The sequence below is a fragment of the Methylocystis sp. H4A genome (assembly GCF_015709545.1).
In the GTDB taxonomy this organism is placed as follows: Bacteria; Pseudomonadota; Alphaproteobacteria; order Rhizobiales; family Beijerinckiaceae; genus Methylocystis; species Methylocystis silviterrae.
Window position 1 is genome coordinate 142,126 of the sequence record NZ_JADNQY010000024.1, and the last position, 25,501, is coordinate 167,626.

Genomic DNA, 25,501 nt, shown 5'->3' on the forward strand with positions numbered 1-25,501 from the left:
GCGATCACGCCGCCGCCAGCGCCGCAAGCACACGCGCCCAGGAGCGCGTTCCCTTGTGAAACGATGTGTAGGAATATTTCTCGTTGGGCGAATGGATGCGGTCGTCGTCATGCGCGAAGCCGATCATCAGCGAATCCATATTGAGGTCGCGCTTGAAGGCGCCGACGATCGGGATCGAGCCGCCGCAACCCGCGAGCACCGCTTCCTTCTCCCATTCTTCGGCAAGCGCGCGGCGCGCGCGATTGAGCGCCTCCGAGCCGAAGGGAAGTTGCAAAGCGTTCGACGCGCCATGTGAAATGAATTCGGCCTTGGCGTCCGTCGGCAGACGCTCGCGCACGAAACTGCGGAAGCTTTCCAGGATCGTTTTGGCGTCCTGCTTGCCGACGAGGCGGAATGAGAATTTCGCCGACGCCTGCGCGGGCAGCACCGTCTTCGATCCTGCGCCGGTGTAGCCGCCGATGATTCCATTCACGTCGCAGGTCGGGCGCGCCCAGATCTGCTCGATAATTCCGCGGCCCGTTTCGCCGCCAACGCGCGTGAGGCCGATTTCCGAAAGCCATTTGGCCTCATCGAAGTCGATCGCGCGCCATTGCTCGGCGATGTCTTCGGGAATCTCCGGCACGCTGGCGTAGAAGCCGGGCAGCGTCACCTTGCCCTCGATGTCATGCAGATCGGCGATGATTTTCGCCAGCACATGAATCGGATTCAGCACCGGCCCGCCGAACATACCGGAATGCAGATCATGGCTCGGCCCTTTGATGATCACCTCTTCGAGCGCGAGCCCGCGCAACATCACCGTGATCGCCGGCGTCGACGCGTTCCACATGCTGGTGTCGCAGACAAGCGCGAGATCTGGCGCCGAGAGTTCGTCCTTATGCGCGGCGAGAAATCCCGGAAGCGAGGGCGACCCGGTCTCCTCTTCGCCCTCGAACAGAAAAGTAACGTTGCACGGCAGGCCGCCATTCGCCTCGAAGGCGCGGCACGCTTCGACGAAAGTCATCAGCTGGCCTTTGTCGTCCGAGGCGCCGCGGGCGACGATGTCCTTGCCGTCCTTGCCCTCGGTCAGCCGCGGCGCGAAGGGCTCGGTTTCCCACAGCTCCAGCGGGTCTGGCGGCTGCACGTCATAATGGCCGTAGAACAGCACATGCGGCGCATCCTTGCGCTTCGCCTTGGCGTGGCCGACGACGATCGGATGGCCGGGCGTCTCGCGCACTTGCGCTTCGTAACCAAGGCCGTTGAGCTGATCCTTGAGCCAGTTCGCCGCCCGCAGGCATTGCGCATTATAGGCCGGATCGGTCGAAACGGAGGGAATGCGCAAGAGATCGAACAGGCGTTCTCTCGAAGCGTCGAGATTGGCGTCTATCGTATTGAGGACGGCTTCGATCGCGGCCATGAATCAGCTCCTCGGTGAGGAGCCGAAACTAGTGCCTATGCATGGCGAGGGGAAGACGCGCGATGGCACAGGGCTGCCTCGTCCTTCGAGACGACCGCTTCGCGGTCTCCTCAGGATGAGGAAGCCCTGTTGCTTCTCTTGACCTCATCCTGAGGAGCCGCCTTTAGGCGGCGTATCGAAGGACGAGGTCAAAAGGAGGTTGCTCACGCGCTCGGCGCGAGCATATTCTCCGGCCGCACGATCGCGTCGAACTCGACTTCCGTCACCTTGCCGGAAGCCAGCGCCTCTTCCTTCAGGCTCGTGCCGTTTTTGTGCGCGGCGCGCGCGATTTTCGAGGCCGCGTCATAGCCGATCTTTGGCGCGAGCGCGGTGACGAGCATCAGCGAGCGGTCGAGGAAGCGCTTGATGTTGGCCTCGTCCGCTTCAATGCCGTCGACGCAACGCGCGACGAAACTGTTGATGCCGTCGGCGAGCAGAATGGTCGATTCGAGCAGCGCGAAGCCGACGACCGGCTTCAGCACATTGAGTTCGAGATGGCCCTGCGAGGCGGCGAAGGTGATCGTCGCGTTGTTGCCGAAAACCCGCGTGCACACCATGGTCAGCGACTCAACCTGGGTCGGATTGACCTTGCCCGGCATGATCGACGAACCCGGCTCGTTCTCGGGAAGCCTCAGTTCCCCGAGGCCGGCGCGCGGCCCCGAGCCGAGCAGGCGAATGTCGCTCGCGATCTTGTAAAGACCCGACGCCAGCGCGTTGAGCGCGCCATGGGCGAAGACGATCGCATCATGCGTGGCGAGCGCCTCGAATTTGTTGGGCGCCGAGACGAAAGGCAGTCCTGTCTGCTCCGCGATATCGGCGGCGACCTCTTCGCCAAAGCCTTTGAAGGTGTTGACGCCGGTGCCGACCGCCGTGCCGCCCTGAGCGAGCTCCAGAAGGTCGGCGAGCGTCGTCCTGATGCGCCTTTCCGCGTATTCGGCCTGCGCCGCATAGCCGGAAAACTCCTGGCCGAGCGTCACCGGCGTCGCATCCTGCAGATGGGTGCGGCCGATCTTGATGATGTCGGCGAATTTCACCGCCTTGGCGTTGAGCGAAATATGCAGCCGCTCGACGGCGGGAATCAGTCGACCGGAGATCGTCGTGGCGCCGGCGATGTGAATGGCGGTGGGGAAACTGTCGTTCGACGACTGCCCGAGATTGACGTGGTCGTTGGGATGAACGGGCGATTTCGAGCCGCGCGGCGCGCCGAGCGTTTCATTGGCGCGATTGGCGATGACCTCGTTAACGTTCATGTTGGTCTGGGTGCCGGAGCCGGTCTGCCAGACGACGAGCGGAAAATGCTCGTCGAGCTTGCCGGCGATCACTTCGCGGGCGGCGGCGACGATCGCGTCGGCGATTTTAGGCTCGAGCAGGCCCTTCCTGGCGTTGACCTTGGCGGCCGCGAGCTTGATGCGCGCCAGCGCATGCACGATCTCGATCGGCATGAGATCGCCGCCGATCGGAAAATTCTCGCGCGACCGTTCGGTCTGGGCGCCCCAATAGGCCCAGGACGGCACGGCGATGTCGCCAAAGGAGTCGCGTTCAATTCTGTGATCGTCGGTCATCGGCTCGCTCGCATGGAAAGGGGCGTTTGGCGCGCCTCCCTATGCGGCATTTCCGAGCAGCGTTCAATCGCGCGTGGCTGCGGAGAGCTGCTCGGCCGAGGACCATTCGCGCGGCTCGGCGCTTGGCGGCGCCGACATCAGGTCTGAGAGCCGATTGCGGGCGCGATTCACCCGGCTCTTCATCGTGCCCGGCGCGCAGCCGCAGATTTGAGCCGCTTCCTCATATGACATGCCGGAGGCGCCAACGAGGATCAGGGCTTCGCGCTGGTCGAGCGGCAATTTTTGCATCGCGTCGCGGAAGTCGAGAAAATCCATATGCGCGTGCTGCGATTCCGGCGCGACCAATCGTCCGGCGATCAGACCGTCGGGATCGGGAGCCTCGCGTCGGCGCTTGCGAAATTCGCTGTAGTAGATGTTGCGCAGAATGGTGAACAGCCAGGCGGTGAGATTGGTGCCTTCCGAAAAGGTCGCGAGACTGCCCCAGGCCTTGACCAGCGTTTCCTGAACGAGGTCGTCGGCGCGATCGGAGTTTCCGCAAATCGACACTGCGAAGGCGCGCAAGCTCGGGATGGCTGAGATCAGATCAGCCTTTAATCCCTGTCCTGCCGAATGCGCTTCTTCGCTTGCCTTCACTCACTCTTCCTCGGCGCGCTTGATGTCGCCGCGGAGGATAGCACATTCGTTTCGAGTTGGTTCAAAAGTTTCAGAAACCGATCGGGAACCGGTTGAGCCACGACATCGTCGTAGAGATTGCGGAGCTCCTTTCCGATCGAGTCCTGGAATTCCACCGGCCGCGGTCGCGGGGCCGGCTGTGCGCCGCAGTGCGCCTCCCCTACTCCTCGGCGACGATCGCCGAATTCGTCACGTGTCATCACCCACCCTGCAAACGTCCCCACCCTGCGAGGGCCCGGTCTCGAAGAATACCGCCCGTCGCCTGCGAAAGCGTCGTCGTCTGCTTTCGCCCGCGCAACTATATTCTCCGGATTCTTATTCCCCATGGAGCCCTCTATTTTAATATGCATGATTTCTGGAGCCGCCGCGTTATACTGCGCCGCAAGGACGGTAGGCAAAACGCACCGCTGAAGGATTGGTTCCCTAAAATGCCGAGCAGTTTTGACGTATTGTCCAAGTTTTGAATCTGCTTAGCCCGCACTCCTCTCCTTTGCGAGGCTCCATGCTGCTGGAGTTGTAAGACATGTCGGCGTCAAAGGAAATTTCAGCGCATATTCCCTATTTGAGACGTTTCGCGCGCGCATTGGTCGGCGATCGGGAGGGCGGCGACGCCTATGTGCTGGCCACTCTCGAAACCGTTGTCGCGGACCCGAGCCGCATCACAGATTCCGATGACCTGCGCATCGCTGTATACCGTCTGTTCCTGGATGTCTGGGCGGCGTCGCCGATCAACGCCCACACCGATCGCTCCGGCGCGCTGGCGGAAAACGGCCGACGCAATCTCGACGCTATTTCGCTGAAGCCGCGAATAGCCTTTTTGCTGCAGGCGCTCGAAGGCTTCGATCTCGACCAGATTGGTCAGACTCTACATGTTTCGGAGATCGAGGCTGGCGCCCTGATCGAGGCGGCGAACGGCGAGATCGCCGACCAGATCGCGACCGACGTGCTGATTATCGAGGACGAGCCCCTGATCGCCCATGATCTGAGGAGCATCGTCGAGGAGCTGGGACATCGGGTGGTCGGCATGCCGCGCACTCACGCCGAGGCGCTGGCGGCCATACAGCAAGGCAACCCGGGACTGATTCTCGCCGATATCCAGCTCGCGGACGGCAGTTCCGGGCTCGACGCCGTAAACGAGATCCTCGTCTCTCTGTCCATCCCGGTGATCTTCGTCACCGCCTACCCTGAGCGGTTTTTGACCGGCGAGCCGCCCGAACCGGCCTTTCTGATCGCCAAACCCTTCAACGTCGAAAGCCTCAAGGCCGTCATCAGCCAGGCGCTGTTTTTTGAACGACGCGCCGGACGCCGCGAACAAAGCGCGCCGCGGGTCGGCATGTGAATCTCTGATCTTATTGCAAACATTAAATTTTTCGCCCTCGCCGTCCCGGCGGGGGGATCCTTCGGGACTGCGAAGATAAATCGCCACCGCCCAGAAACATTGGCCGACCCCGCGAGTTATAGCCCAAGGCGCTGGGGGAACTTTGTGAGGCGGCCCATGGACGAGAATAGAAAATCCAGCCGCGGTTTTGCGTCAATGGATCCCGAAAAGCAGCGGGCCATCGCACGCAAGGGCGGCCAGAGCGTTCCTGACGAGAAACGAAGTTTCTCGCAGAACCCCGATCTTGCGGCCCGGGCAGGACGCAAGGGCGGTCAAAGCGTGAATCCGGCCAAGCGGAGCTTCTCGCGCGATCATGCGCTCGCTTCGGAAGCCGGCCGCAAAGGCGGACACGCTTCGCATGGAGGCGGCGCCCAAAAACGCAGCGCGCCGCTCTAAGGAGCGGCGCGATTTATGCCGCAAACGGCTTCGAGCGCTGCGCGATCAGCGAATAGAGCGCATCGTCGTCGCGCGTCCCGCGTAGCGTCGCCACGAGGCCTTGCTCCCTCAGCATCCGGGCCGCGCAGGCAAGCGCCTTGAGATGATCAGCGCCCGAACTCTCGGGCGTGAGGATCATGAACACGAGATCGACCGGCGCGCCGTCAAGAGACCCGAAGTCGACAGGCCGGTCAAGACGGCCGAACACGCCGTAAATCCCCTTCAATTTCGCGAGCTTGCCATGTGGAATGGCGATGCCTTCGCCAATTCCCGTCGAGCCCAGCCGCTCGCGGTGAAGAAGCGCATCGAAGATCTCGCGCGCGGGAAGCCCGCAAATCTTCGCGGCCTTCTCGCTGAGTTCCTGGAGAAGATGCTTCTTCGTCGTCGCCTTCAGTGAGGCGCAAACCGAATCCGGCGAAACCAAGTCCGTTGGCCGCATGCGACGATCATCCTGCTTCTCATGGGAGGTCTAGGGCCGCCGAAGGCGCAGACCATCCTTGAAATTTCAACGTCTCGCTATTTTCGCCAAACCCGAAGGGACGTGGGAAAATGGCAAGATACGTGCCGAGGAGGCCGTTATTATGGCCGTCCCACGACGTTTTTGCTGTCAGCGCGCGTCGCCTTCCGACTCGGGGGTGTCGATCCAGCCGATATTTTCGTCGCCGCGCCGATAGACGACATTCAGGCGGCCGGTGTTGGCGTGCCGGAACACCACGACGGGCGCGCCAGTGAGATCGAGGTCGAGCACCGCCGCCGAAACAGACAGCCGGCGCAATTGCGTGGTGGATTCGGCGATGATCGCGGGGCTGAACTCCGCCGACGCCTCATTTTCCTGATCGGGCGCCTCAAGCACGTGATAGGCGACGACCTCGGCCTGAGCGCCGTCGCCATGCTCGTGATGGCTCTTGAGCCTGCTCTTGTAACGGCGCAGGCGCTTTTCGATGCGCTCCGCCGCCTGGTCGAAGGAGGCGTAGGGCTCCTGTGCGCGGCCGTCGGCCTGCAGCACGATTCCGGAGGCGAGATGCAGGCTGCAGTCGGCTCGAAAGCCCGAGCCCTCCGGCGAGATGGTGACGTGGCCGCTGACTCGGCCGTCGAAATATTTCGCCGCCGCCGTCTCCAGCCTCTGCGTCACATGAGACCGAAGCGCTTCGCCGATGTTGATGTTCTTGCCGGAAACCCTAAGAGACATTTTGCAATCCGAACTTTCGTTGCGAGCGAAGTTTCGGCGCGGAAAGGGCCAGCCGCGCCTGCCGCGCCGCCGTCAGACCAACCGCCAACGCGCCCCCATCCGCCCTGGAACTCCGCCTGAGGGGTCAGCGAATCGCCCGCCATCTAACCAAAGAGCGGAAATTCCGCGCAGCGTTAGAAGCCTCGGCGTGCGAAGTCAATGGAGTCTTCCCCAACGGCGAAGCTTCAAGCCTCAGGACGACATAGGACAATTAATTGGTTGTCATGCGCGCCTGCGCAAGCTTGGCGCGGCGGCGATCGACCGAGGATGGAATGCGCAAACTGTCGCGGTATTTCGCGACCGTGCGCCGGGCGATTTCAATGTCGCTCGCCTTCAGCCGTTCGACGATCGCGTCGTCCGACAGGATGCCGTCGGGCGTTTCCCGATCGATCATCTGCTTGATGCGAAAGCGCACCGCCTCGGCCGAATGCGCAGCGGCGCCGCTCGTCGTGGCGATCGACGCGGAGAAGAAATATTTGAGCTCGAAGACGCCGCGCGGCGTCATCATGTATTTGTTCGACGTCACCCGCGAGACCGTCGACTCATGCATGCCGATCGCATCAGCGACGGTGCGCAGGTTCAGCGGACGCAGATGTTCGACGCCATGCGTGAGGAAGGCGTCCTGCAATCGCACGATTTCTGAAGCGACGCGTAGAATGGTGCGGGCTCTCTGCTCGAGACTCTTGGTCAGCCAGTTGGCGTTCTGCAGGCAGCTCGAAATGAAGCTTTTGTCCGCGGGGCCGGTGGCGACGGCGCTGACTTGCGCCGCATAACTGTGATTGACCAATACGCGCGGCAGCGCGTCAGCGTTGAGCTCCACATGCCAGGCGCCGTCCGCAGCGGCGCGAACAATGACGTCGGCGACGAGCGGCTGAATCGGGGCGCCGCCGAACGCCCGGCCGGGCTTGGGCTCCAGCCGGCGCAGCTCCGCCGCCATGTCGGCGACGTCTTCGTCGTCGACGCCGCACAGCTTGGCGAGTTGCGCAAAATCGCGGCGCGCGACGAGCGGGAGATTGGCGACGAACGCTTGCATCGCCGGATCATAGCGGTCGCGCTCCTTGAGCTGGATCGCGAGGCACTCCGCAAGATCGCGCGCGCCGACGCCGGAAGGGTCGAAGGTCTGGATCGTCGCCAAAATGCGCTCGGCTTCCGCCATGTCCGCCTCGAGACGGGCGGCGATCTCGCCAAGGTCCTCTCGCAGATAGCCGCTGTCATCGATCGCATCGATGATCGATTGGCCGATGATTCTGTGACGTGGATCGGGGCAGGCGAGCGCCAGCTGTTCGGCGAGATGCTCGTGGAGGCTCTGACGATCGGCGACATAAGCTTCGAGATTGGGCGCTTCGCCGTCGGCCGGCCCGCCGCCGGCGGCGCCCGTCCAGGAGGTCGCCGAAAGGCCGGCGCCGTCGGGGGCCTCATCCCGCGCCCGCTCCCCGATCAAAGGGCCCTCGGGCTCAAAAGCATTGCTCATGTCGGCGCCGAGATCGGCGGAGAGCGTCGCGGAGTCGACGGCGAGATCCTGTTGCGCCCAGTCGCCCTCCTGCGGCCCTTCAAAGGGCTCCGCCGCGCTCGGCTCCGCGCCCTGGGAAGCATCGGCCGCGTCGACGCCGCCATCGCCTTCCTGCGCTTCGAGCAGCGGATTGCGCTCGAGTTCATCATGCAAAAAGGCGGCAAGCTCCAAATTGGAAAACTGCAGCAGCTTGATCGCCTGGAGCAGCTGCGGCGTCATCACCAGGGCTTGGCCCTGACGCATCATCAACTTGGTGGAAATCGCCATAGTCGCTCGGCCCACTCGATACGCGATCGGCCGCCGCTCTGCGGCCCGGTTCTTGCTTATATCACTTCGCCTAAGCGCGCCTAGGGCCAAAAAAGCAGCGCGAGGCGAGGCAAAACGCCTAAGCCTTAATCAACCTTCGTCGATCGTGAAACTGCCCCGATTTCTCAGGGCGAAGACGACCCTTGTCGCATCGACGCCAGTTGGCTGGGGCGCCGCCGAGCGGCGCCTGTGGCGCTACATGCGGAAATCTTCGCCAAGATAGATGCGCCGAACGTCCGGATTGGCGACGATTTCGTCAGGCGTTCCTTCGGTCAGCACATGGCCGTTGTAGATGATGTAAGCGCGGTCGGTGAGCCCCAGCGTCTCGCGAACGCTGTGGTCGGTGATGAGCACGCCAATGCCGCGCGCTTTCAAATGCCGCACGAGGTCCTGGATGCCGCCGACCGCAATCGGATCAATGCCGGCGAAAGGCTCGTCGAGCAGCATGAAGGAGGGGTGGCCGGCGAGCGCACGGGCGATCTCGCAGCGACGCCGTTCGCCGCCGGAGAGCGCGACGGCGGGCGTGTGGCGCATGCGCGTGAGGCGGAACTCTTCAAGAAGCGCCTCCAGCTCCTCCTCGCGCTTTTTGACGTCGGGCTGGGTGATCTCGAGCACGGCGCGGATGTTGTCCTCGACCGAGAGGCCCCGGAACACCGACGCCTCCTGCGGCAGATAGCCGATTCCGAGCCGCGCGCGGCGATACATCGGCAGCGGCGTCACATCATAGCCGTCGAGCGAAATCATGCCCTTGTCGGGCTTCACCAGCCCTGTGATCATATAGAAAACAGTGGTTTTGCCAGCGCCGTTGGGGCCCAGCAGCCCGACCGCCTCGCCCCGCGCCACATGCAGGCTCACGTCTTCGACGACACGGCGCGCTTTATAGGACTTCGCGAGATTATGAATGGAAAGCAGGCCTTGTCCGTCGAATCCGGCGGGTTCCCGATAGGCGGAGCCGGGCTCGAAGGCCGGCGGCTCAGCCTGTTCGTTTGTCGGCGCGGGTCCCCAGAAGTTTGCGTCGCGCGCCGCCTCGTCGGAATCGGCGCCTAAGTTTTGGGCGTCGCGCCATTGGCCTTCCGCGATGTCGTCGGGCTTTCGCGAGCGCCTCACGCCGTTAGCGAGCCGCGCCAGCGACTGGCCGGCGGCGCGAAAACGCATGGAAAGGGCGGAAAGATAACTCAAGCGCGCCTTGTCCGTCGCTCTGGGCGTCCAGCGGTTGGAAGCGACGCTCGTCGCCCCGTCAGGGGCGCCAAAGGCCGCTTCGGAAACATTAGCTCGGCGCCGCCGGGCTGCGGCGCCAATGTTGCTGTCAGGCCCAAGGGCGCTTCGCCGCGGCCTGCTTTTCGTAGTCGTCGATCTTGTCGGCTTTTTGGAGGGTCAGACCGATGTCGTCGAGCCCGTTCAGCAGGCAGTGCTTGCGAAAAGGGTCGATGTCGAATGTGATCACGCCGCCGTCCGGCCCGCGAATCTCCTGCGCGGCGAGGTCAACGGTCAGGGTGGCGTTGGCGCCGCGCTTGGCGTCGTCCATCAGCTTTTCGAGCTCGGCCTCGCTCACCGCGATCGGCAAGATGCCGTTCTTGAAGCAATTGTTATAGAAAATATCGGCGAAACTCGTCGAAATGATGCAGCGGAGCCCGAAGTCGAGCAGCGCCCAGGGCGCATGTTCGCGCGACGAGCCGCAGCCGAAATTGTCGCCGGCGACAAGGATGCGGGCATTGCGGTAGGCCGGCTGATTCAGGACGAAATCGGGATTCTCGGAACCATCGTCGCGATAGCGCATCTCCGAAAAGAGGCCCTTGCCGAGGCCGGTGCGCTGAATGGTTTTGAGATACTGCTTGGGGATGATCATGTCCGTGTCGACGTTCATGATCGGCAGCGGCGCGGCGACGCCCGTCAGCGTGGTGAACTTGTCCATGTTTCTTTCGGTGTGGCGCGAGGAAGTCTAGCGCCCTTTACCAAATCGCCGCAGCGAGGGCAAAGCGCGAAGGGACGCGGGGATCGCCAAAATCAAAATGTTAACTTTGTCGGAGCGTGCTCTGGGCCTCGCTCCCCGCCTCCGCCTTGCCGCCGCGCAGAAGCAGAAAGCCGGCCAGCAACATCGCGGCGCCCCAGATGATGAAGCCCGCGTCATAGATCGGCCATTGGGCGCGATCGACTCGTTCATTCACATGATGGATGCCGAGGACGAGATGGTTGATGACGCCATCGTAGAGGTTGAATCCGCCCCAGCCGATCAGCAGCGCGCCCGCCAGGCGCCGGCCGGACCACATGTAACCGGCGCGGCGCGAGGCGCGCCACAGAAGGAACAGTCCCACGCCGACGCAGACATAAGCGAAACTGTGCAAGATCCCGTCCCAATAGGTGTTGAATTCCATGCCCTCGACTGTCCCGGCGGGGCTCCAGTTGCTGACCAGATGATGCCATTGCAAGAGTTGATGCAGAACGATGCCGTCAAAAAAGATGCCAAGGCCCACGCCAAGAATGATCGCGGCGGCGGTCGGAAAGCCGCCCCCGGCGCGGGCGGGACGAATGCTGGCGGACTGCGTCATGGCGATTCCTGCTCCACCCCGTAGACCTTTGCAACGCCCGGGGCCGAGACGTGTTCCGCCCTCGCATTTTTACAAAGTCTTCTGCTAAAGGTGTTGGGCGAAGCTGAAGTCCGAGCGATCTCGCCATGACGCTGCCCACCACGCTGAACGGTCTGCTTATCGAAGTCCTCGGCTATCTCGCCGCGGCGGCGAGCGTGTTCGTTTATGTGTCGAACACCATGATCCCCCTGCGGATCGCGGCCATCCTCGCCAATGCGCTGTTCGCCGCTTACTTTTTCCTCAAGGGTCTCTACCCGCTCTTCGCGCTCAACGCCTTTCTGGTCCCGGTCAACATCGTGCGGCTCCGGCAGATCCGGCGGCTCGTTCAGGATATTCGCGCCGCCGCCTCCGAGGATTTCGATTTCGAATGGCTGCGTCCCTATATGCGGCCCATAAAGCTTTCCGAAGGCTTCGTCCTGCATCGCATCGGCGACCTGTCCGAGGAAGCCTATCTCTTGGTGCACGGCGAGATCCATCTGCGCGAACCCGACGTCACGCTGAAGCCCGGAACGCTCTTTGGCGAGATGGGCATGTTCACCAATGAAAATCGCCGCACCGCCACCGCGGTCGCCGCGACCGACGTCGAGCTTCTTTGCGTGCGCTATGACGATCTCTTGCAGCTCGCGGCGCAGACTCCGCAATTTGGCTTTTACCTGATGCGGCTCATGGTTCGGCGCATGCAGCATAATGTGGAGCTCGCCCGCGCCCGCAAGGGATGAGCGCTCCCATTTCGTGCCCGTAAGCGTCCCCTTTCCGCGTCATGCCCGCGCTTGTCGCGGGAATCCACGCCGAGACACTGCGCCATGTTCCCCAATCTGCGTCGCCATAAAGACGTGGATGGCCGGGACAAGCCCGGCCATGACGGGCGGGCGTTTACGAAAAGCGTCGATGGAGAAACGAATGTCGCAAAAAATCTACCCCGTGCCGGACGACTGGAAAAAGCGCGCGCGCATCGATGAACCGACCTATCGCCGGCTCTACGAACGCTCAATCAAAGACCCCGACGGCTTCTGGGCAGAGCAGGCGCAGCGCATCGACTGGATCACGCCCTTTTCAAAAGTGAAGCGCACCAGCTTCGACACGCATAATGTTTCGATACGCTGGTTCGAGGACGGCACCACCAATGTCGCGATGAATTGCATCGACCGGCATCTGCCGGAGCGCGCCAACAAGACCGCGATCATCTGGGAAGGCGACGATCCTTCCGTCTCGCGCCATATCACTTACGCCGAACTGCATGAAGAAGTCTGCCGCTTCGCCAATGTGCTCAAGAGGCACGGCGTCAAGAAGCGCGACCGCGTCACCATCTATCTGCCGATGATTCCCGAAGCCGCCTTCGCGATGCTCGCCTGCGCGCGCATCGGCGCCGTTCATTCGGTGGTCTTTGGCGGCTTCTCGCCGGATTCGCTTGCGGGACGCATCGCCGACGCGGAATCACAGGTCATCGTCACGGCGGACGAAGGCCTGCGCGGCGGCAAGAAGATTCCGCTGAAAGCCAATGTCGACGCGGCGCTCGACAAGGTTTCCGCGAAAACGGTCATCGTCGTGACGCGCACCGGCGCCGAGATCGACATGCAGCCCGGCCGCGACTTCCGCTACGAGGAAGAAGCCGCGCGCGTGCACGCCGATTGTCCCTATGCGGAGATGGACGCGGAAGATCCCCTGTTCATCCTCTATACGTCCGGCTCAACCGGCAAGCCGAAGGGCGCGCTGCATACGACGGGCGGCTATCTCGTCTACACATCGCTCACGCATGAACTCGTCTTCGATTATCGCGAGGTCGACGTCTATTGGTGCACGGCCGACGTCGGCTGGGTGACCGGACACAGCTATATTGTCTACGGCCCGCTCGCCAATGGCGCGACGACGCTGATGTTCGAAGGCGTGCCGAATTATCCGAGCGTGTCCCGCTTCTGGGAGATCGTCGACAAGCATAAGGTCGATATTTTCTACACGGCCCCCACCGCCATTCGCGCGCTGATGGCGGCGGGCGAGGCGCCCGTCAAAAAGACCAGCCGCAAGTCGCTGCGCCTGCTCGGCTCCGTTGGCGAACCGATCAACCCGGAAGCGTGGGAATGGTATCACCGCGTCGTTGGCGAAGGCCGCTGTCCCATCGTCGACACATGGTGGCAGACGGAGACCGGCGGCGTGCTGATCTCGCCGCTCCCCGGGGCGATTGATCTCAAGCCCGGCTCGGCGACGCGGCCGTTCTTCGGCGTCGCGCCCGAGATCGTCGATCCGCTCGGCAATGTCCTCCAAGGCCAATGCGAAGGCTTGCTCGTGATCTCGGATTCATGGCCGGGGCAGATGCGCACCGTCTATGGCGATCACGAACGTTTTGCGCAGACCTATTTCTCGGCTTTTCCGGGCAAATATTTCACCGGCGACGGCGCCAAGCGCGACGCCGACGGCGATTACTGGATCACCGGCCGCGTCGACGACGTCATCAATGTCTCGGGCCATCGCCTCGGCACCGCGGAAGTCGAGAGCGCGCTCGTCGCGCATGAGAAAGTGTCGGAAGCCGCCGTCGTCGGCTATCCGCACGACATCAAGGGGCAGGGCATCTACGCCTTCGTCACGCTCAATCAGGGCGTGACGCCGAGCGAGCATCTGCGCAAAGAGCTGGTGCATTGGGTGCGCCATGAGATCGGGCCGATCGCGACGCCCGACATCGTGCAATTCGCGCCGGGACTGCCGAAGACGCGCTCGGGCAAGATCATGCGGCGCATCTTGCGCAAGATCGCGGAGGGCGAATTTGGCGCACTTGGCGACACGTCGACGCTCGCCGATCCGGGGGTCGTGGAGGAGCTGGTAAAGGCCAAGTCTATCAAATAAGTTGGCACCGGTTAAATGTTATGGTGCAACCATGTTGGATGGAAGTCTCGCGCTTTGGTACGAATCTGACGAAGTGCAAGTTGATGGTCACGAGCCATGTATTGAACTCCACTTTAACATGTGGAGAAACTTACCTGGCTCTAAGATGGACGCGCTTGATGTTGGCTTTCGCATCAAGGAGAGGCACGCGATTGAGAAATTGAATTTTTTTGTGCCCGCTAAGATCGAGGCTGCTAACGTCGTTGATTTATCTCAGGTGCTAAAGGATCAAAAGACGCTTTCAGCGGTCTTTAACGAGAGTCTACGCATTGGACGAGAGACAAATGATGCCTTCGCGGCACTTAAATCAAACTCTAGCGTTTCCCTTTATGTTATGAAATTGGATATGCAATCCGACGTCGAGATCCGGCATATCTACGACGGAGATAAGACGGCGGGAAGCATCCTTCAATTTAAAGAGAGCATTTTCAATAAAATGAGTCAGGTAGGCGACTACTACATCAGGATTAGGCTTTTGCTAAGCGGGCAGCTTCGCCAATTGTTTGTAAGTAACTTCAAACAAGCCGATAGAATCTTCGTCAGCTCGTTTTATACGACTGATATGATTGAATTTCGGTTAAATGAACGTCGGACCTTCCCGGCTGGATTGCTGCAGGCTTACCCAATGATGCGCTGGCCAAAGTTGTCGGCCATATATTTCATATTAATCAGGGATTTTAGAGCGGAATTAGTTAGATCGCACACCGGTTTTCACAAAATAAGGCGGTTGGAAAAACACCTATGGTCGAGTTATCTCGCATCTTTAAGCAAGAAAGCGCCACAACAGATGATGCTATATCATTGGCGTGTAAAAGCATCCACAGAGAATATAGATGATTTCACTGCTTTTGCGTCGTTCAGGACAATAAACCATCTTATCCCACTGTATATTTTTGCAATTGTTCTCATCGGCATGGCGGCTACGGCCTTTGAAGCGGAAATATATGCTTATCTGAGCCCGTCAGGACCTGATTGCGCCGCTCAAACTAATTGGAACCATTTAAAGATCGGGATTGCGGCTTTAACGTTGCTTTCTTTGCCGACCCTAGTGAGTCTAGCAAAAAAACTTTTTCGTTTCATGATTCGACGAGGGATTCACATCGTGGGCGGTTCGTGTCAATAAGTCACTTCGACGTGGTGAGGGCTCGCTGTGATTCGCTTATCTTGGACAGACCCTTACAGGCTGTCAGCGATCATCGGCTCCGAGAACGGTGATTGCTGGAGTGCATTGCGCCGCTTGGAATGCTTCTATCCCGGATTTGAGAACTGGTATCACACACAGGTGATGCCCGGCTTAAGATTAGGGACGAGAGAAGCTTTTCTTTCTTACCGTGAAAATTTTTTAGCTGGAGTCGCGATCGTGAAACGCGACCCTTCGGAAACTAAGCTATGCACACTATGGGTAGTTCCGGAATTCAGGGGTCTGGGAATCGGCAGAACGCTAGCTGCCAGCGCATTTGAATGGCTTGGCACTAATCGTCCCCTCTTCACAGTGCCTGAAGAGCGGATAGGTGAATTCGACAAACTTGTGTCGGCATGGCATTTCAAACGCACTCAAGTTATTGAGGGCGTATACCGTAGCGGCAAACTAGAGCACGTCTTCAACGGACGTCTAATCAGACCCTCCTAAAAGGCCTTTGAGGATCAAGTCAAAGGCTACAACGTCGCCGTCCTTGATTGAGCCGAACGGAACCCTGCCCTTTCTGGCTAACCGACGAGCGTGAATATGTTCAAGCTCCCCAAGATCGGATAGCTCATCAACGCACACACCGTTCTCGCGAGCCCTTCGCTTCATGATCTCTTTGGGACTTGTATCAACAAACAGGATGTAGCTTACCGGCAACCGACTCACGATGGTATCGGGAACGAGTTGGGGGCCGTCTATCGTTTCGATCAGCAGGTGTCCATCCAGTACGATGAACGCTCTCTCTGCTGCTAGGTCCGAAATCTTATCAATGAGATATTCCTGGTTCAAGAGGGCGTCGCGGGCCCGGAGCTGTGTTGTCGGAAGCCCAGCTGACCGAAGCAAATCACTTGCCCTAACGAGAACGAAGCCTAGAGACAGAAAGTCTGAATTTTTTGTAAGAGAGCTTTTTCCGCTACCTGACAAACCACAAACTATAACAATCATCTTACAGCTCCAATCGAGCGGATCAGCTCTTCGCGGGCGTAACACCAAGCTTGTGGTGGGACGAACCGGAACTGTTCCCGGAGACAGGCGAGTGACCATGGCGGGATCTCTCGAACTTCATCAATTTTGATCGCATAGGCGATATTCCTAGATCGGAAATACGATTCGAACTCGTGACGATTAAGGCCGGTCAGAGAACCGACCTGCCTCCAAACTTCTTCACGTGTTCCCGAAATTATCGGACCTACCTTGCACACCACCCTAAGCCGACTCGCAGGCGAGGTCTCGTAGAGGAACGCGGCGGTCGGCCCAGACAATTTTGGTGGCCGTCGACGAAGCTCATACTGCTTTGCACCGGAGAGAATCTTCTCCACCCATTCAGGATGTATGCTGAATATCAAAGCGTCGCTCACGTGTGTTACTCCTGCGAATAGTTCCTCATTCGCTTTCCTTAACGGACTGATGGCGAAAAACCGCCCCTCTTTGGCGCCCTGCCGCCTGTTCCGACGCCCTGCCGCACCGCATCTTACCTCTTCAGAAAAGAGGACCCAGGAGATGCGGCGCTTTCTTGCCATCTTGTCGGACTGATCGCGGCTGCCCCCGCACGCGCGGATTCCGATGTGGAGCATGCGCGATATTCGGTGGTCGCCTCGTCAGGGGCCATCGAAATTCGCGACTACGCGCCGCAGATCGTCGCAGAGACGACGGTCGCCGGCGAGCGCGGCGCGGCCATTAGCGAAGGCTTCCGCCGCCTCGCCGGTTATATTTCGGCGCGCGCGACTCTAATGAGTCTGCAGGCGCCCTGTCGGCATATGCGAGTCGCTCAGCCGGATTTCGCGCCACTTGCAGATCTCATCGCCGCCGCCTCGCGCCGCCGGACGGATCGCCATGCGCGGCCCCGTGCGCCGCCGCACGTTCGTCCGTCCCTTCGAGTCGTATGGTCGTCCCGTCTTGCAATCGCAAGACAAGCGTTTGCGGAGAACCTTCGTGTTCGCCGCAAACGTTATCGAGACTCATTTTTGGAGAAATTTCATGAAGACCGCATTGTTTCTCGCCGCCGCCATCGCGGCCGGCTCTCTGAGCGTCGACGCGAACGCCGCGCCGATGGGCGCTTCGCTGAAGGCGCCGGGCGATTCTGTCGAAAACGCCGCCCTTTCTTGGCGCTGCGGCAAGAAGAATCCGGCGTCCTGGGGCACGTTCGGCAACGGCTGCCTCAAGCAGAAACGGAAATGGGGCAAGGGCCGCGCATCGTTGTCGGAGCCTGATCCCGCCCGTCAGTCTTCCATCTATCGCTCATAAGCGGCGAGGGCGTGTTCGTGACGGTTCGCGAAACACCCATCGCTCATTCCAAGCCTCGGGCCCCTCTTTCAAAAAGAGGGGCCTTAGCGAATCGCCGAAATGGTCAAGCTCGGCGCAATCGGCCTAGCCGCCGCTTTTTTTATCGAAGAGCGCTAACGCCTCCGTCGCCAACACGCCGCCGGTGATGGCGACGGTCAGAAACGGCGCGGCCTCCGCCACGGCTTTGCTCGTGATCATGATCTGGCCGATCCGCTTCTCAAGCTGCTCGATCGACGCCGCATAGACGACACGCCCCATGCCGCACCAGACGATCGCGCCCATGCACATCGGGCAGGGCTCGCCCGACGTGTAAAGCGTCGCGCCTTTAAGCTCTTTCGCCGGATTGTCGGCGACGAAGCGGCGAATCGCCACCATCTCGCCATGCGCGGTTGGATCGTTGTTCGTCACGCCCATATTGCGTCCGGTCGAGACGACCTTGCCGTCGCGTACGATGACGGCGCCAAACGGAAAGTCGCCCTTGGCGGCTTCCGCGATCGCTAACCGCATAAATTTCTCATCCTCCGGCCGGACGGGCGCGCGCTTGGCATGGGCCTGCGCCGGCGCGGCGCCAAAGGCTAACCCAAAACCTGCGCCCAGCGTCGCCAGCGCGGCGCGCCGATTGAAGCGGCCGGCGTCGCCGCCGCATGTCGTTTGGCTCATCTCCCGCTCCAGCGCGCGTTTCGACGTCACGCGCCAACTTGACACAGCGAACCCCCCGGCGCCACACGCGGCGACCCAAACAATAATAAAGCAGGGACGGTTACGCATGCAGAAGGCTTTCATTTTTCCCGGTCAGGGATCTCAGGCGGTCGCCATGGGCAAGGCGCTGTTCGACGCCTTCGCGCCCGCGCGCGCGGTTTTCACTGAGGTCGACGACGCTCTGTCGCAGCCGCTCTCGAAACTCATGTTCGAAGGCCCTGACTCGGAGCTGACGCTCACCGCCAACGCCCAGCCGGCGCTGATGGCGGTTTCGCTCGCGACGATTCGCGCGCTGGAAGCCGAATGCGGCCTCGACCTCGCGCGCGACGCGGCCTTCGTCGCGGGACATTCGCTCGGCGAATATTCGGCTCTTGCTGCGGCGGGCGCGCTGACGATTTCCGATACGGCGCGGCTGCTGCGCATTCGCGGCGACGCGATGCAGAAGGCGGTCCCTGTCGGAGCAGGCGCCATGGCGGCGCTGCTCGGCGCCGACCTCGATCAAGCGCGCGCCATCGCTGAGGAGGCGGCGACGGCGGCGAACGGCGTCTGTCAGGTCGCCAATGACAATGGCGGCGGCCAGGTGGTGCTTTCGGGCGCCAAGGCGGCCGTCGACAAGGCGATCGACATCGCCAAGGAGAAGGGAATCAAGCGCGCCGTGCTGCTGCCGGTCTCCGCGCCCTTCCATTGCGCGCTGATGCAGCCCGCCGCCGACGCCATGCGCGAGGCGCTCGCCGGAGCGGCGATCAGCGCCCCGTGCGTGCCGGTCGTCGCCAATGTGACGGCGGAGCCGACGCGGGACCCGGAGGCGATTCGCCGACTGCTCGTCGAGCAGGTCACCGGCGCGGTGCGCTGGCGCGAATGCGTGGCCTATATGGCGAGTCACGGCGCGACGAAGTTCGTCGAATGCGGCTCGGGCAAGGTTCTCGCGGGGCTATTGAAGCGGATCGCGCCGCAGGCCGCGGGCATTTCGGTGGGCGCGCCCGCCGATTTCGACGCCTATCGCGGCTTCGCATAGAGGCCGGGAAGAGAAACGGAAGCGCCAAAAGAAAAGGCCCGGTCGCGAGGACCGGGCCCATTCTCTCGACCGTAAGGCCGATCGGTAGGATTAGTACTTGGATTAGTACTTGGCCAACACCGGCGCCGGGGAGCCGAAGTGGAAGTGGTAGTTGATGCCCGCGCGGATCGTGTGGAAGCGCGTGCGGTTGTTGGTGCTGTTCAGGCCCCAGCCGGGGTTGAACGCCCACGCCCAGTTGTTGTTGTTCCCGGTGCCGCTGATCTGCGTATACAGATACTCGACCTTGGCGGACCAGTTCGGGAAGAACATCCACTCGGCGCCGCCGCCAGCGGTCCAGCCCGTCTGCACGGCGCTGTTCTGGTTCCACCAGCTGTTGCGCTGCACTTCGCCATAGGCGAAGCCGCCCGTGCCGTAGACCAACAGTTGCGGGCTCAGCAGGGTGATGCCGACGCGGCCGCGAACGGTGCCGAACCAGTTCAGACGCGCCGTGCCTGCGCCGCCGCCGCCGAAGCCGCCGCCCAACAACCACCAGTTGTTGTTGCCGCCGCCGCCCGAGCCGAGGCTCGTGCCCTGGAAGTCGGTCTCAACGCCGACGACGAACATCGGCGTAACCTGGAAGTTATAGCCGAGCTGACCGCCGCCGATCACGCCGCCGGTGCTGTTGTTGCCGTTGTTCCAGCCCCCGTTCCAACCCTGATTGGAGGAATTGCTGGCAAAGAAGCCACCGCCGAGGTTAAGACCGGCGTAGAACCCGGTCCAGGTCATGATCGGCGGCGGGGGGATGTACGGCGGAGGAGCCTTGTGGGAGGGTAGATCGGCGGCGTTCGCGGCGCCGGCGAAAAGCGCCGTCGCCAGAGCCAGGGCCGAGATCGCTGTCTTCATCTCTCTATCCTTCATTTCGAGCCAACTTAAATTAATAGGTGCGCGTCAGTCCTGTGACTCTCTCGGACGTTTAAGGACGCTGACCCCCAAGCACGGCGGACTGTGCGCAAATTTCGCGCGGGAAACAACAAACAGAAGGTAAAAACGGGCCCAAAAGACCCAAAAGATTTCGACTGTTGCAGTTACGCCACAATGAAATTTGACGCCGATTCCGATGCGTCGTTGAGCAATTCAGTCTCGAATCCGTCGCTTGCGAAACGAAGCCGGACTGGCGCCCATTTTCTCCCAATTTCCGACCGGGCATCGGTGGCGTCCGCCGTTGTGGAGGCGGTCGTTTGAAGTTGAACCGCGGCTGAAAAAAGGCCACTCCCCCGAACTGAGCTATAAAGCTCGCTTCATCGGCGCGAGGGAGGAGAGGGGGAGATATGTTTGATCTCAACGGCAAGACTGCGCTGGTCACGGGCGCGAGCGGCGGAATCGGCGCGGCGATCGCGCGCGCGCTTCACGCCGCCGGCGCGACCGTGGCGCTTTCCGGCACGAGAAAAGAGGCGCTCGAGGCGCTTGCCGGCGAATTGAACGGCCGCACGCACATTCTGCCCTGCAATCTTTCGCAAAAGGACGAGACCGAGAAACTCGTGCCGGCGGCGGAGGCGGCGATGGGCGGTCTGGACATTCTCGTCAATAACGCCGGCATCACCCGCGACATGCTGTTCATGCGCCTCAAGGACGAGGACTGGGACGCCGTCATCAACGTCAATCTGACGTCGGCGTTTCGCCTGTCGCGCGCGGCGCTGCGCGGGATGATGAAAAAGCGCTTCGGCCGGATCATCCAGATCACTTCGGTCGTCGGCGTGACCGGCAATCCCGGGCAAGGCAATTACGCCGCCGCCAAGGCGGGCATGATCGGCATGTCGAAGTCCCTGGCCGGCGAGGTCGCCTCGCGCGGCGTGACCGTCAATTGCGTCGCGCCCGGCTTCATCGAAAGCCCGATGACCGAGGCGCTGACAGACGCCCAAAAGGAGGCGATCCTGCGCATGGTGCCGACGGGACGGCTCGGGACCGGCGCCGACGTCGCCGCCGCCTGCGTCTATCTGGCCAGCGCGGAGGCGGGCTACGTCACCGGACAAACCCTGCACGTCAATGGCGGCATGGCCATGATCTAGGAGAGGCGAATCGCCCGGAAAACACGTCTGCGGCGACCTTTCGCCGCGTCCGTGAGAACGCGGGGACGCCTCTCGCCATGCCCAGGGAAGTATGCTACCAGACCTCGCCGCTGAGGGGCGGCGTCGCCGCGATTTAAACCCGGTGGAGCAAGCCGCAACGCGTCTCGCACACATCAGGGCGATCAGCGCGCGATTGCACGTTAAAGGGATGAAGGGCGATCATGGAGCACGCCAGCAGGCCTGCTCCAAATCGCCACACGGCGCGTGAGGCGCCAAACGCAGACAGGGATCAAAGAAGATGAGCGATGTCGCCGAGCGCGTGAAAAAGATTGTTGTCGAGCATCTCGGCGTCGAAGCCGACAAGGTCGTCGACAAGGCCAATTTCATCGACGATCTGGGAGCCGATTCGCTCGATACCGTCGAACTCGTCATGGCTTTCGAGGAAGAATTCGGCGTCGAGATTCCCGACGACGCCGCCGAGACGATTCTCACTGTGGGCGATGCAGTGAAGTTTCTCGAAAAGGCGAAGGCCGCCTGACGAACTGAACATCCAAGCGCGCGGCGAATCTTCTCGCGAGGCTTCGCCGACGCCGCCATTTCCGACAACATAAAGGTTGAGAGTAGAGCCATGCGCAGGGTGGTCGTCACCGGTCTTGGCGTCGTATCTCCTTTGGGCTGCGGCGTGGACACCAATTGGCGCCGTCTCGCCGCCGGAGAATGCGGCTTCAAACGTATCGACACATTCGAGGCCTCCGACCTCGCATGTCAGATCGCGGCGGTCGTGCCGCGCGGCGACGGCACGGACGGCACGTTCAATCCTGACGACTGGTTCGATCCCAAAGAGCAGCGCAAGGTCGATGATTTCATCATCTATGGCGCGAGCGCAGCGACGCAGGCGCTAAAAGACTCCGGTTGGGTGGCCGACACCCCAGAGAAGCAGGAATCGACTGGCGTTCTGATCGGCTCCGGCATCGGCGGCCTCGGCGGCATTTATGAGACCTCCGTCACCTTGAGGGAGAAGGGACCGCGCCGCGTGTCGCCTTTCTTCGTCTCGGGCAGAATCATCAATCTCGTGGCGGGCTATGTCTCCATCATGCATGGCCTGAAGGGCCCGAATCATGCGGTGGTGACGGCCTGCGCCACCGGCACGCACGCCATCGGCGACGCGGGACGCATCATCGCGGTGGGCGACGCAGACGTGATGGTCGCCGGCGGCGCCGAATCGCCCGTCAATCGCATTGGCGTCGCTGGCTTCGCCGCGTGCCGCGCGTTGTCGACCGGCTTCAACGATCGCCCCGAAGCCGCCTCCCGGCCCTATGACAAGGACCGCGACGGCTTCGTGCTTGGCGAAGGCGCAGGCTGCGTCGTGCTTGAGGAATATGAGCACGCCAAGGCGCGTGGCGCGAAAATCTACGCCGAACTCATCGGCTACGGCATGTCGGGCGACGCCTATCACATCACCGCCCCGGCGCCCGACGGCGACGGCGCCTATCGCTGCATGAAGGCGGCGCTGAAGCGCGCCGGCATTTCCGTGACCGACATCGATTACGTGAACGCGCACGGCACGTCGACGCCGCTCGGCGACGAGATCGAACTCAAGGCCGTCGAACGCCTTCTCGGCAACATCGAACCCAAGCTCGCCATGTCATCGACGAAATCTGCGATCGGCCATCTGCTCGGCGCCGCCGGCGCCGTCGAAGCGATCTATTCGATCCTGGCGATGCAGGCGAATGTCGCGCCGCCGACCCGCAACCTCGACAATCCCTCGGTTGCAACGACGATCGACCTCGTGCCGCACAAAGCACGCGAGAAGGAAATCAATATCGCTTTGTCGAACTCGTTCGGCTTTGGCGGCACGAACGCCTCGCTGGTGTTTCGCCGCGCCTCCTGAGCCCGGGCGCTCAGCCGGCGCATTCGAACGCCTATCTCGCGATACGCCGGAGCCTGCGAACGGAAGCGGCGCATTCCTGAATTCGCCACAATGAGGCATAGTGTAAGTCTTCGGCGATAATCGGCGTGAGATCTTCGACGTTTGATGGGCGTAGTGCGATGAGCGAAGCGGACAATAAAGGCGCGCCCGAAAAGCCAACAGACGCCGCAGTAGCGGCGCCGAGCGAGCCGACCCCGGCCAAAAACGCCGAAACCGCCGCCCCGCCACACGAAGATCTCGCAGTTCAACCGACCCTGAACGCGCCCGCAAAGGACTCTGGCTCGCCGCCGACGGAAGTTTCGCCGTCCGACGCCGCCTTGGTGAAAGGGCCGGCCATGGTCGCGTCCGCGCCGGAACCGCCAAGCCAGCCGCCGATCGCAGCGAAGGCTGAAGCGCCTCTGCCCGAGCCGCCGAAAGCTCCCGCACCGCCATCAGGCGACATCGCGAAGCCCGCGCCGCCGCCGTCGTCACCTACAGCCAAGTCTGAAGCGCCCCCGCTCCAACCGCCCGGCCAGCCCTCGGCGAAAAAGCCCGACGCCTCCCCCGTAGCCGGCATGTTCGGGCGGCGCGCCACGCCGCAAAGCGCTAAGCAGGTAGAACCCGCGCCTCCGCCAAAAAAGCGTAAGCGCCGCGAAGGAACGCTTTCGGTGGCGAGCGGCTTCCTGAGTTTCGTGCTCGTCGCGCTTGTCGCCGGCGTCTTCGGCCTCATCGCCGCCATGCACAAACTGAAAGAGCCCGGACCGCTCGCGGCCGACAAGGTCGTCTATATTCCGCCGCGCAGCGATTTGATTGAGATCATCTCCCAACTCGAGCGCGAAGGCGTCATCGCCAATTCGACGCTCATGCAGCTCGGGATCGTTCTCGAAGGCAAGCTCGGCAAGCTGAAACCCGGCGAATATGGCTTCAAGAAAAACATCAGCCTGCGCGACGTGATCAATCAGATCGCCTCCGGCCGCCAGATCATGCACAGCGTGACCATTCCGGAAGGTCTGACTTCGGAACAAATTGTGCAAAAGCTGAAAGAGGCCGAACTGCTGGCGGGCGATGTCGTCGACCTTCCGAAGGAAGGCGCTCTGCTGCCGGAGACCTATAAATACCCGCGCGGCTACCCTCGGGCGCGTCTCCTCACAAAGATGCAGGAGGATCAGCGCAAGACGCTCGATGCAATCTGGGCGAAGCGCTCCCCGGACCTGCCATTGCGCACGCCCTACGAACTGGTGACGCTGGCGTCGATCGTCGAAAAGGAGACCGGCAAGGACGAAGAGCGGCCGCACGTCGCCGCCGTATTCGTCAATCGGCTGCGCAAAGGCATGCGCCTTCAGTCTGATCCCACGATCATCTACGGCCTCGTCGGCGGAAAAGCGACGCTCGGCCGTCCGATCATGCGCGCCGAGATCGAGAAGTGGACGCCTTACAACACCTACGCCATCGACGGTCTTCCGCCAGGACCGATCGCCAATCCTGGCCGCGCAGCGCTTGAAGCCGCCGCGCATCCGGCGCCGACGCGCGATCTTTATTTTGTCGCCGACGGCACGGGCGGTCATGTCTTCTCCGAGTCGCTCGACCAGCATTCGCGCAACGTCCAGAACTGGCGGCGACTGGAGAAGGAGAAGACCGATGGCGCGGTTGATCGCGCCACGCCCGGCGTCCCCGCGCCGGCCGCGCCCAAGCCCGACAAGCGCACGCAGGCGCCCATCGGACGTCTCGTCACGCTTGCCGAGAGCCACGAAGACTTCCCGCCGAACCGGGCGATGGCGCCCGATGACGGCCCGACTCACCGGCTCGGCAAATTTGGTTACGCCGAAGCCGATTTTTTCCTCGGCGGCCATGGCGACCGCACGCAGGTCCAGGCGGCTGAATATGCCGCCTTAAGGCGGGCGCGGCCCTTCTTTACCGAGGACTCCGTGCAGCTGCGCGCCAAGGCGCTGTTCGACCCTATGCTTTTCGTCGGCCGCCCGCCGCCGCCCCGTGCGGAGGAGGAGCGGCTTAATCCGGATATGACGACGATCGCGCGCGAAAATCCTGACGCTCAGCCTGACGATGGCGGCGAGATCGCCGCCTATCCCGTCTCGCCGGCGCAGCGCGCCGAACAGAGGGCCCGCGCGGCGCGTCTCGGACTTGCGGCAGGCTCCGACGAGCTTCCCAGCGAAGCGCTCGGCGGACGGCTCGCCCAGGACGCCGCGCCGCCGGCGGGCGCCACGGCTTTGGCCGCGACGGGTCGGCCCCTTCGTCCCCGCGCCTTCGACGCCTCGGAAGGCACGCCGCTCGACCCGCTGCGTGACAAGAGCTGGGATCTCACCTCAGCTAAGACTGTCCCTATGACGAGCGATTTGCGGTAAGGCCGGCGCGGCGATAGTGAGG

At 62.0% G+C, this 25,501-nt stretch carries 25 protein-coding genes and 1 pseudogene; 12 read left to right on the forward strand and 14 right to left on the reverse strand.

Features of this window, described 5'->3' with window-relative positions:
• Positions 1–4 precede the first annotated feature (4 nt).
• From IYW40_RS11030 to IYW40_RS22255, 4 genes are all read right to left on the reverse strand, one after another.
• Positions 5–1,393, reverse strand: a complete 1,389-nt coding sequence (locus tag IYW40_RS11030; protein WP_196400230.1) for a M20/M25/M40 family metallo-hydrolase — start codon at positions 1,391–1,393, stop codon at positions 5–7.
• Between the two features lie 203 nt (positions 1,394–1,596).
• A complete protein-coding gene (gene fumC, locus IYW40_RS11035) occupies positions 1,597–2,994 on the reverse strand; it encodes a class II fumarate hydratase (protein ID WP_196400229.1) in 1,398 nt (465 codons plus the stop codon).
• A 63-nt stretch (positions 2,995–3,057) separates the two neighbouring features.
• On the reverse strand, positions 3,058–3,627 hold the full coding sequence (locus tag IYW40_RS11040; protein ID WP_123174513.1) for a sigma-70 family RNA polymerase sigma factor: 570 nt from the start codon (positions 3,625–3,627) through the stop codon (positions 3,058–3,060).
• A complete protein-coding gene (locus IYW40_RS22255; RefSeq protein ID WP_196400228.1) occupies positions 3,624–4,016 on the reverse strand; it encodes a NepR family anti-sigma factor in 393 nt (130 codons plus the stop codon). The genes IYW40_RS11040 and IYW40_RS22255 overlap by 4 nt, the downstream gene beginning before the upstream one ends.
• 173 nt (positions 4,017–4,189) lie before the next feature.
• Between IYW40_RS22255 and IYW40_RS11050 the strand changes: the two genes are divergently transcribed.
• Together IYW40_RS11050 and IYW40_RS11055 are read left to right on the forward strand one after the other, a co-directional pair.
• The gene (locus IYW40_RS11050) at positions 4,190–5,005 is read left to right on the forward strand and encodes a response regulator (RefSeq protein WP_196400227.1); all 816 of its coding nucleotides are present in this window, start codon (positions 4,190–4,192) and stop codon (positions 5,003–5,005) included.
• Between the two features lie 156 nt (positions 5,006–5,161).
• Complete coding sequence (locus IYW40_RS11055) at positions 5,162–5,440, forward strand: general stress protein (RefSeq protein ID WP_175093773.1); 279 nt, start codon at positions 5,162–5,164, stop codon at positions 5,438–5,440.
• 13 nt (positions 5,441–5,453) lie between these two features.
• Here IYW40_RS11055 and IYW40_RS11060 read toward each other — a convergent pair whose 3' ends face one another.
• From IYW40_RS11060 to IYW40_RS11085, 6 genes are all read right to left on the reverse strand, one after another.
• Complete coding sequence (locus tag IYW40_RS11060) at positions 5,454–5,918, reverse strand: PTS sugar transporter subunit IIA (RefSeq protein ID WP_014891684.1); 465 nt, start codon at positions 5,916–5,918, stop codon at positions 5,454–5,456.
• Between the two features lie 168 nt (positions 5,919–6,086).
• A complete protein-coding gene (raiA, locus tag IYW40_RS11065) occupies positions 6,087–6,668 on the reverse strand; it encodes a ribosome-associated translation inhibitor RaiA (protein WP_196400226.1) in 582 nt (193 codons plus the stop codon).
• A gap of 250 nt (positions 6,669–6,918) precedes the next feature.
• Complete coding sequence (gene rpoN / locus IYW40_RS11070; protein ID WP_196400225.1) at positions 6,919–8,484, reverse strand: RNA polymerase factor sigma-54; 1,566 nt, start codon at positions 8,482–8,484, stop codon at positions 6,919–6,921.
• A 234-nt stretch (positions 8,485–8,718) separates the two neighbouring features.
• Positions 8,719–9,702, reverse strand: coding sequence for an LPS export ABC transporter ATP-binding protein (lptB, locus tag IYW40_RS11075; protein ID WP_196400224.1), 984 nt, complete (start codon positions 9,700–9,702; stop codon positions 8,719–8,721).
• Between the two features lie 127 nt (positions 9,703–9,829).
• Entirely contained in the window at positions 9,830–10,435 is a 606-nt protein-coding gene (gene leuD, locus IYW40_RS11080; protein ID WP_196400223.1) for a 3-isopropylmalate dehydratase small subunit, read from the reverse strand.
• 100 nt (positions 10,436–10,535) lie between these two features.
• Entirely contained in the window at positions 10,536–11,069 is a 534-nt protein-coding gene (locus tag IYW40_RS11085; protein ID WP_196400222.1) for a DUF2243 domain-containing protein, read from the reverse strand.
• A 125-nt stretch (positions 11,070–11,194) separates the two neighbouring features.
• On the opposite strand from IYW40_RS11085, the gene IYW40_RS11090 reads away from it, so the two are divergent.
• The 3 genes from IYW40_RS11090 (at position 11,195) to IYW40_RS11100 (ending at position 15,105) form a co-directional block, all read left to right on the forward strand.
• The gene (locus IYW40_RS11090) at positions 11,195–11,827 is read left to right on the forward strand and encodes a cyclic nucleotide-binding domain-containing protein (protein ID WP_196400221.1); all 633 of its coding nucleotides are present in this window, start codon (positions 11,195–11,197) and stop codon (positions 11,825–11,827) included.
• Between the two features lie 181 nt (positions 11,828–12,008).
• Positions 12,009–13,943: an acetate--CoA ligase gene (acs, locus tag IYW40_RS11095; protein WP_196400220.1), complete on the forward strand. Its 1,935-nt coding sequence runs from the start codon at positions 12,009–12,011 to the stop codon at positions 13,941–13,943.
• A gap of 145 nt (positions 13,944–14,088) precedes the next feature.
• Positions 14,089–15,105: a hypothetical protein gene (locus IYW40_RS11100; protein WP_196400219.1), complete on the forward strand. Its 1,017-nt coding sequence runs from the start codon at positions 14,089–14,091 to the stop codon at positions 15,103–15,105.
• 489 nt (positions 15,106–15,594) lie between these two features.
• On the opposite strand, the gene IYW40_RS11110 is transcribed toward IYW40_RS11100, so the two are convergent.
• On the reverse strand, positions 15,595–16,212 hold the full coding sequence (locus IYW40_RS11110; protein WP_348644267.1) for an AAA family ATPase: 618 nt from the start codon (positions 16,210–16,212) through the stop codon (positions 15,595–15,597).
• Entirely contained in the window at positions 16,110–16,526 is a 417-nt protein-coding gene (locus tag IYW40_RS11115; RefSeq protein WP_196400216.1) for a hypothetical protein, read from the reverse strand. Before IYW40_RS11115 ends, IYW40_RS11110 begins: the two co-directional genes overlap by 103 nt.
• 228 nt (positions 16,527–16,754) lie before the next feature.
• Here IYW40_RS11115 and IYW40_RS22260 point away from each other — a divergent pair.
• Together IYW40_RS22260 and IYW40_RS11125 are read left to right on the forward strand one after the other, a co-directional pair.
• Positions 16,755–16,829 (forward strand): annotated as a pseudogene (locus IYW40_RS22260) (heme-binding protein); the annotation flags it as partial.
• 316 nt (positions 16,830–17,145) lie between these two features.
• A complete protein-coding gene (locus tag IYW40_RS11125; protein WP_196400348.1) occupies positions 17,146–17,412 on the forward strand; it encodes a hypothetical protein in 267 nt (88 codons plus the stop codon).
• Between the two features lie 123 nt (positions 17,413–17,535).
• Here the strand turns inward: IYW40_RS11125 and IYW40_RS11130 are convergent, their stop codons facing one another.
• Positions 17,536–18,111: a nucleoside deaminase gene (locus IYW40_RS11130; protein ID WP_246720721.1), complete on the reverse strand. Its 576-nt coding sequence runs from the start codon at positions 18,109–18,111 to the stop codon at positions 17,536–17,538.
• Positions 18,112–18,217: 106 nt separating this feature from the next.
• On the opposite strand from IYW40_RS11130, the gene fabD reads away from it, so the two are divergent.
• Positions 18,218–19,165 carry an ACP S-malonyltransferase gene (gene fabD / locus IYW40_RS11135; protein ID WP_196400215.1) on the forward strand — a complete coding sequence of 316 codons (948 nt, stop codon included), beginning with the start codon at positions 18,218–18,220 and terminating at the stop codon, positions 19,163–19,165.
• A 102-nt stretch (positions 19,166–19,267) separates the two neighbouring features.
• Here the strand turns inward: fabD and IYW40_RS11140 are convergent, their stop codons facing one another.
• Positions 19,268–20,047 carry an outer membrane beta-barrel protein gene (locus IYW40_RS11140; protein WP_196400214.1) on the reverse strand — a complete coding sequence of 260 codons (780 nt, stop codon included), beginning with the start codon at positions 20,045–20,047 and terminating at the stop codon, positions 19,268–19,270.
• A 425-nt stretch (positions 20,048–20,472) separates the two neighbouring features.
• Here IYW40_RS11140 and fabG point away from each other — a divergent pair, with 425 nt between their 5' ends.
• From fabG to mltG, 4 genes are all read left to right on the forward strand, one after another.
• Entirely contained in the window at positions 20,473–21,210 is a 738-nt protein-coding gene (fabG, locus tag IYW40_RS11145; RefSeq protein WP_196400213.1) for a 3-oxoacyl-[acyl-carrier-protein] reductase, read from the forward strand.
• 298 nt (positions 21,211–21,508) lie between these two features.
• On the forward strand, positions 21,509–21,748 hold the full coding sequence (locus IYW40_RS11150; RefSeq protein ID WP_014891668.1) for an acyl carrier protein: 240 nt from the start codon (positions 21,509–21,511) through the stop codon (positions 21,746–21,748).
• A 90-nt stretch (positions 21,749–21,838) separates the two neighbouring features.
• On the forward strand, positions 21,839–23,101 hold the full coding sequence (gene fabF, locus IYW40_RS11155) for a beta-ketoacyl-ACP synthase II (protein ID WP_196400212.1): 1,263 nt from the start codon (positions 21,839–21,841) through the stop codon (positions 23,099–23,101).
• Positions 23,102–23,694: 593 nt separating this feature from the next.
• A complete protein-coding gene (mltG, locus tag IYW40_RS11160) occupies positions 23,695–25,479 on the forward strand; it encodes an endolytic transglycosylase MltG (RefSeq protein ID WP_348644262.1) in 1,785 nt (594 codons plus the stop codon).
• Positions 25,480–25,501: the final 22 nt, after the last annotated feature.

Coding starts and splice junctions, on each gene's coding strand:
- IYW40_RS11030 (WP_196400230.1), bottom strand. CDS start 1,393: ATGGCCGCGATCGAAGCCGTCCTCAATACGATAGACGCCAATCTCGAC.
- fumC (WP_196400229.1), bottom strand. CDS start 2,994: ATGACCGACGATCACAGAATTGAACGCGACTCCTTTGGCGACATCGCC.
- IYW40_RS22255 (WP_196400228.1), bottom strand. CDS start 4,016: ATGCATATTAAAATAGAGGGCTCCATGGGGAATAAGAATCCGGAGAAT.
- IYW40_RS11050 (WP_196400227.1), top strand. CDS start 4,190: ATGTCGGCGTCAAAGGAAATTTCAGCGCATATTCCCTATTTGAGACGT.
- IYW40_RS11055 (WP_175093773.1), top strand. CDS start 5,162: ATGGACGAGAATAGAAAATCCAGCCGCGGTTTTGCGTCAATGGATCCC.
- IYW40_RS11060 (WP_014891684.1), bottom strand. CDS start 5,918: ATGCGGCCAACGGACTTGGTTTCGCCGGATTCGGTTTGCGCCTCACTG.
- raiA (WP_196400226.1), bottom strand. CDS start 6,668: ATGTCTCTTAGGGTTTCCGGCAAGAACATCAACATCGGCGAAGCGCTT.
- rpoN (WP_196400225.1), bottom strand. CDS start 8,484: ATGGCGATTTCCACCAAGTTGATGATGCGTCAGGGCCAAGCCCTGGTG.
- leuD (WP_196400223.1), bottom strand. CDS start 10,435: ATGGACAAGTTCACCACGCTGACGGGCGTCGCCGCGCCGCTGCCGATC.
- IYW40_RS11085 (WP_196400222.1), bottom strand. CDS start 11,069: ATGACGCAGTCCGCCAGCATTCGTCCCGCCCGCGCCGGGGGCGGCTTT.
- IYW40_RS11090 (WP_196400221.1), top strand. CDS start 11,195: ATGACGCTGCCCACCACGCTGAACGGTCTGCTTATCGAAGTCCTCGGC.
- acs (WP_196400220.1), top strand. CDS start 12,009: ATGTCGCAAAAAATCTACCCCGTGCCGGACGACTGGAAAAAGCGCGCG.
- IYW40_RS11100 (WP_196400219.1), top strand. CDS start 14,089: ATGGACGCGCTTGATGTTGGCTTTCGCATCAAGGAGAGGCACGCGATT.
- IYW40_RS11110 (WP_348644267.1), bottom strand. CDS start 16,212: ATGGTCACTCGCCTGTCTCCGGGAACAGTTCCGGTTCGTCCCACCACA.
- IYW40_RS11125 (WP_196400348.1), top strand. CDS start 17,146: ATGAAGACCGCATTGTTTCTCGCCGCCGCCATCGCGGCCGGCTCTCTG.
- IYW40_RS11130 (WP_246720721.1), bottom strand. CDS start 18,111: ATGAGCCAAACGACATGCGGCGGCGACGCCGGCCGCTTCAATCGGCGC.
- fabD (WP_196400215.1), top strand. CDS start 18,218: ATGCAGAAGGCTTTCATTTTTCCCGGTCAGGGATCTCAGGCGGTCGCC.
- IYW40_RS11140 (WP_196400214.1), bottom strand. CDS start 20,047: ATGAAGACAGCGATCTCGGCCCTGGCTCTGGCGACGGCGCTTTTCGCC.
- fabG (WP_196400213.1), top strand. CDS start 20,473: ATGTTTGATCTCAACGGCAAGACTGCGCTGGTCACGGGCGCGAGCGGC.
- IYW40_RS11150 (WP_014891668.1), top strand. CDS start 21,509: ATGAGCGATGTCGCCGAGCGCGTGAAAAAGATTGTTGTCGAGCATCTC.
- fabF (WP_196400212.1), top strand. CDS start 21,839: ATGCGCAGGGTGGTCGTCACCGGTCTTGGCGTCGTATCTCCTTTGGGC.
- mltG (WP_348644262.1), top strand. CDS start 23,695: ATGTTCGGGCGGCGCGCCACGCCGCAAAGCGCTAAGCAGGTAGAACCC.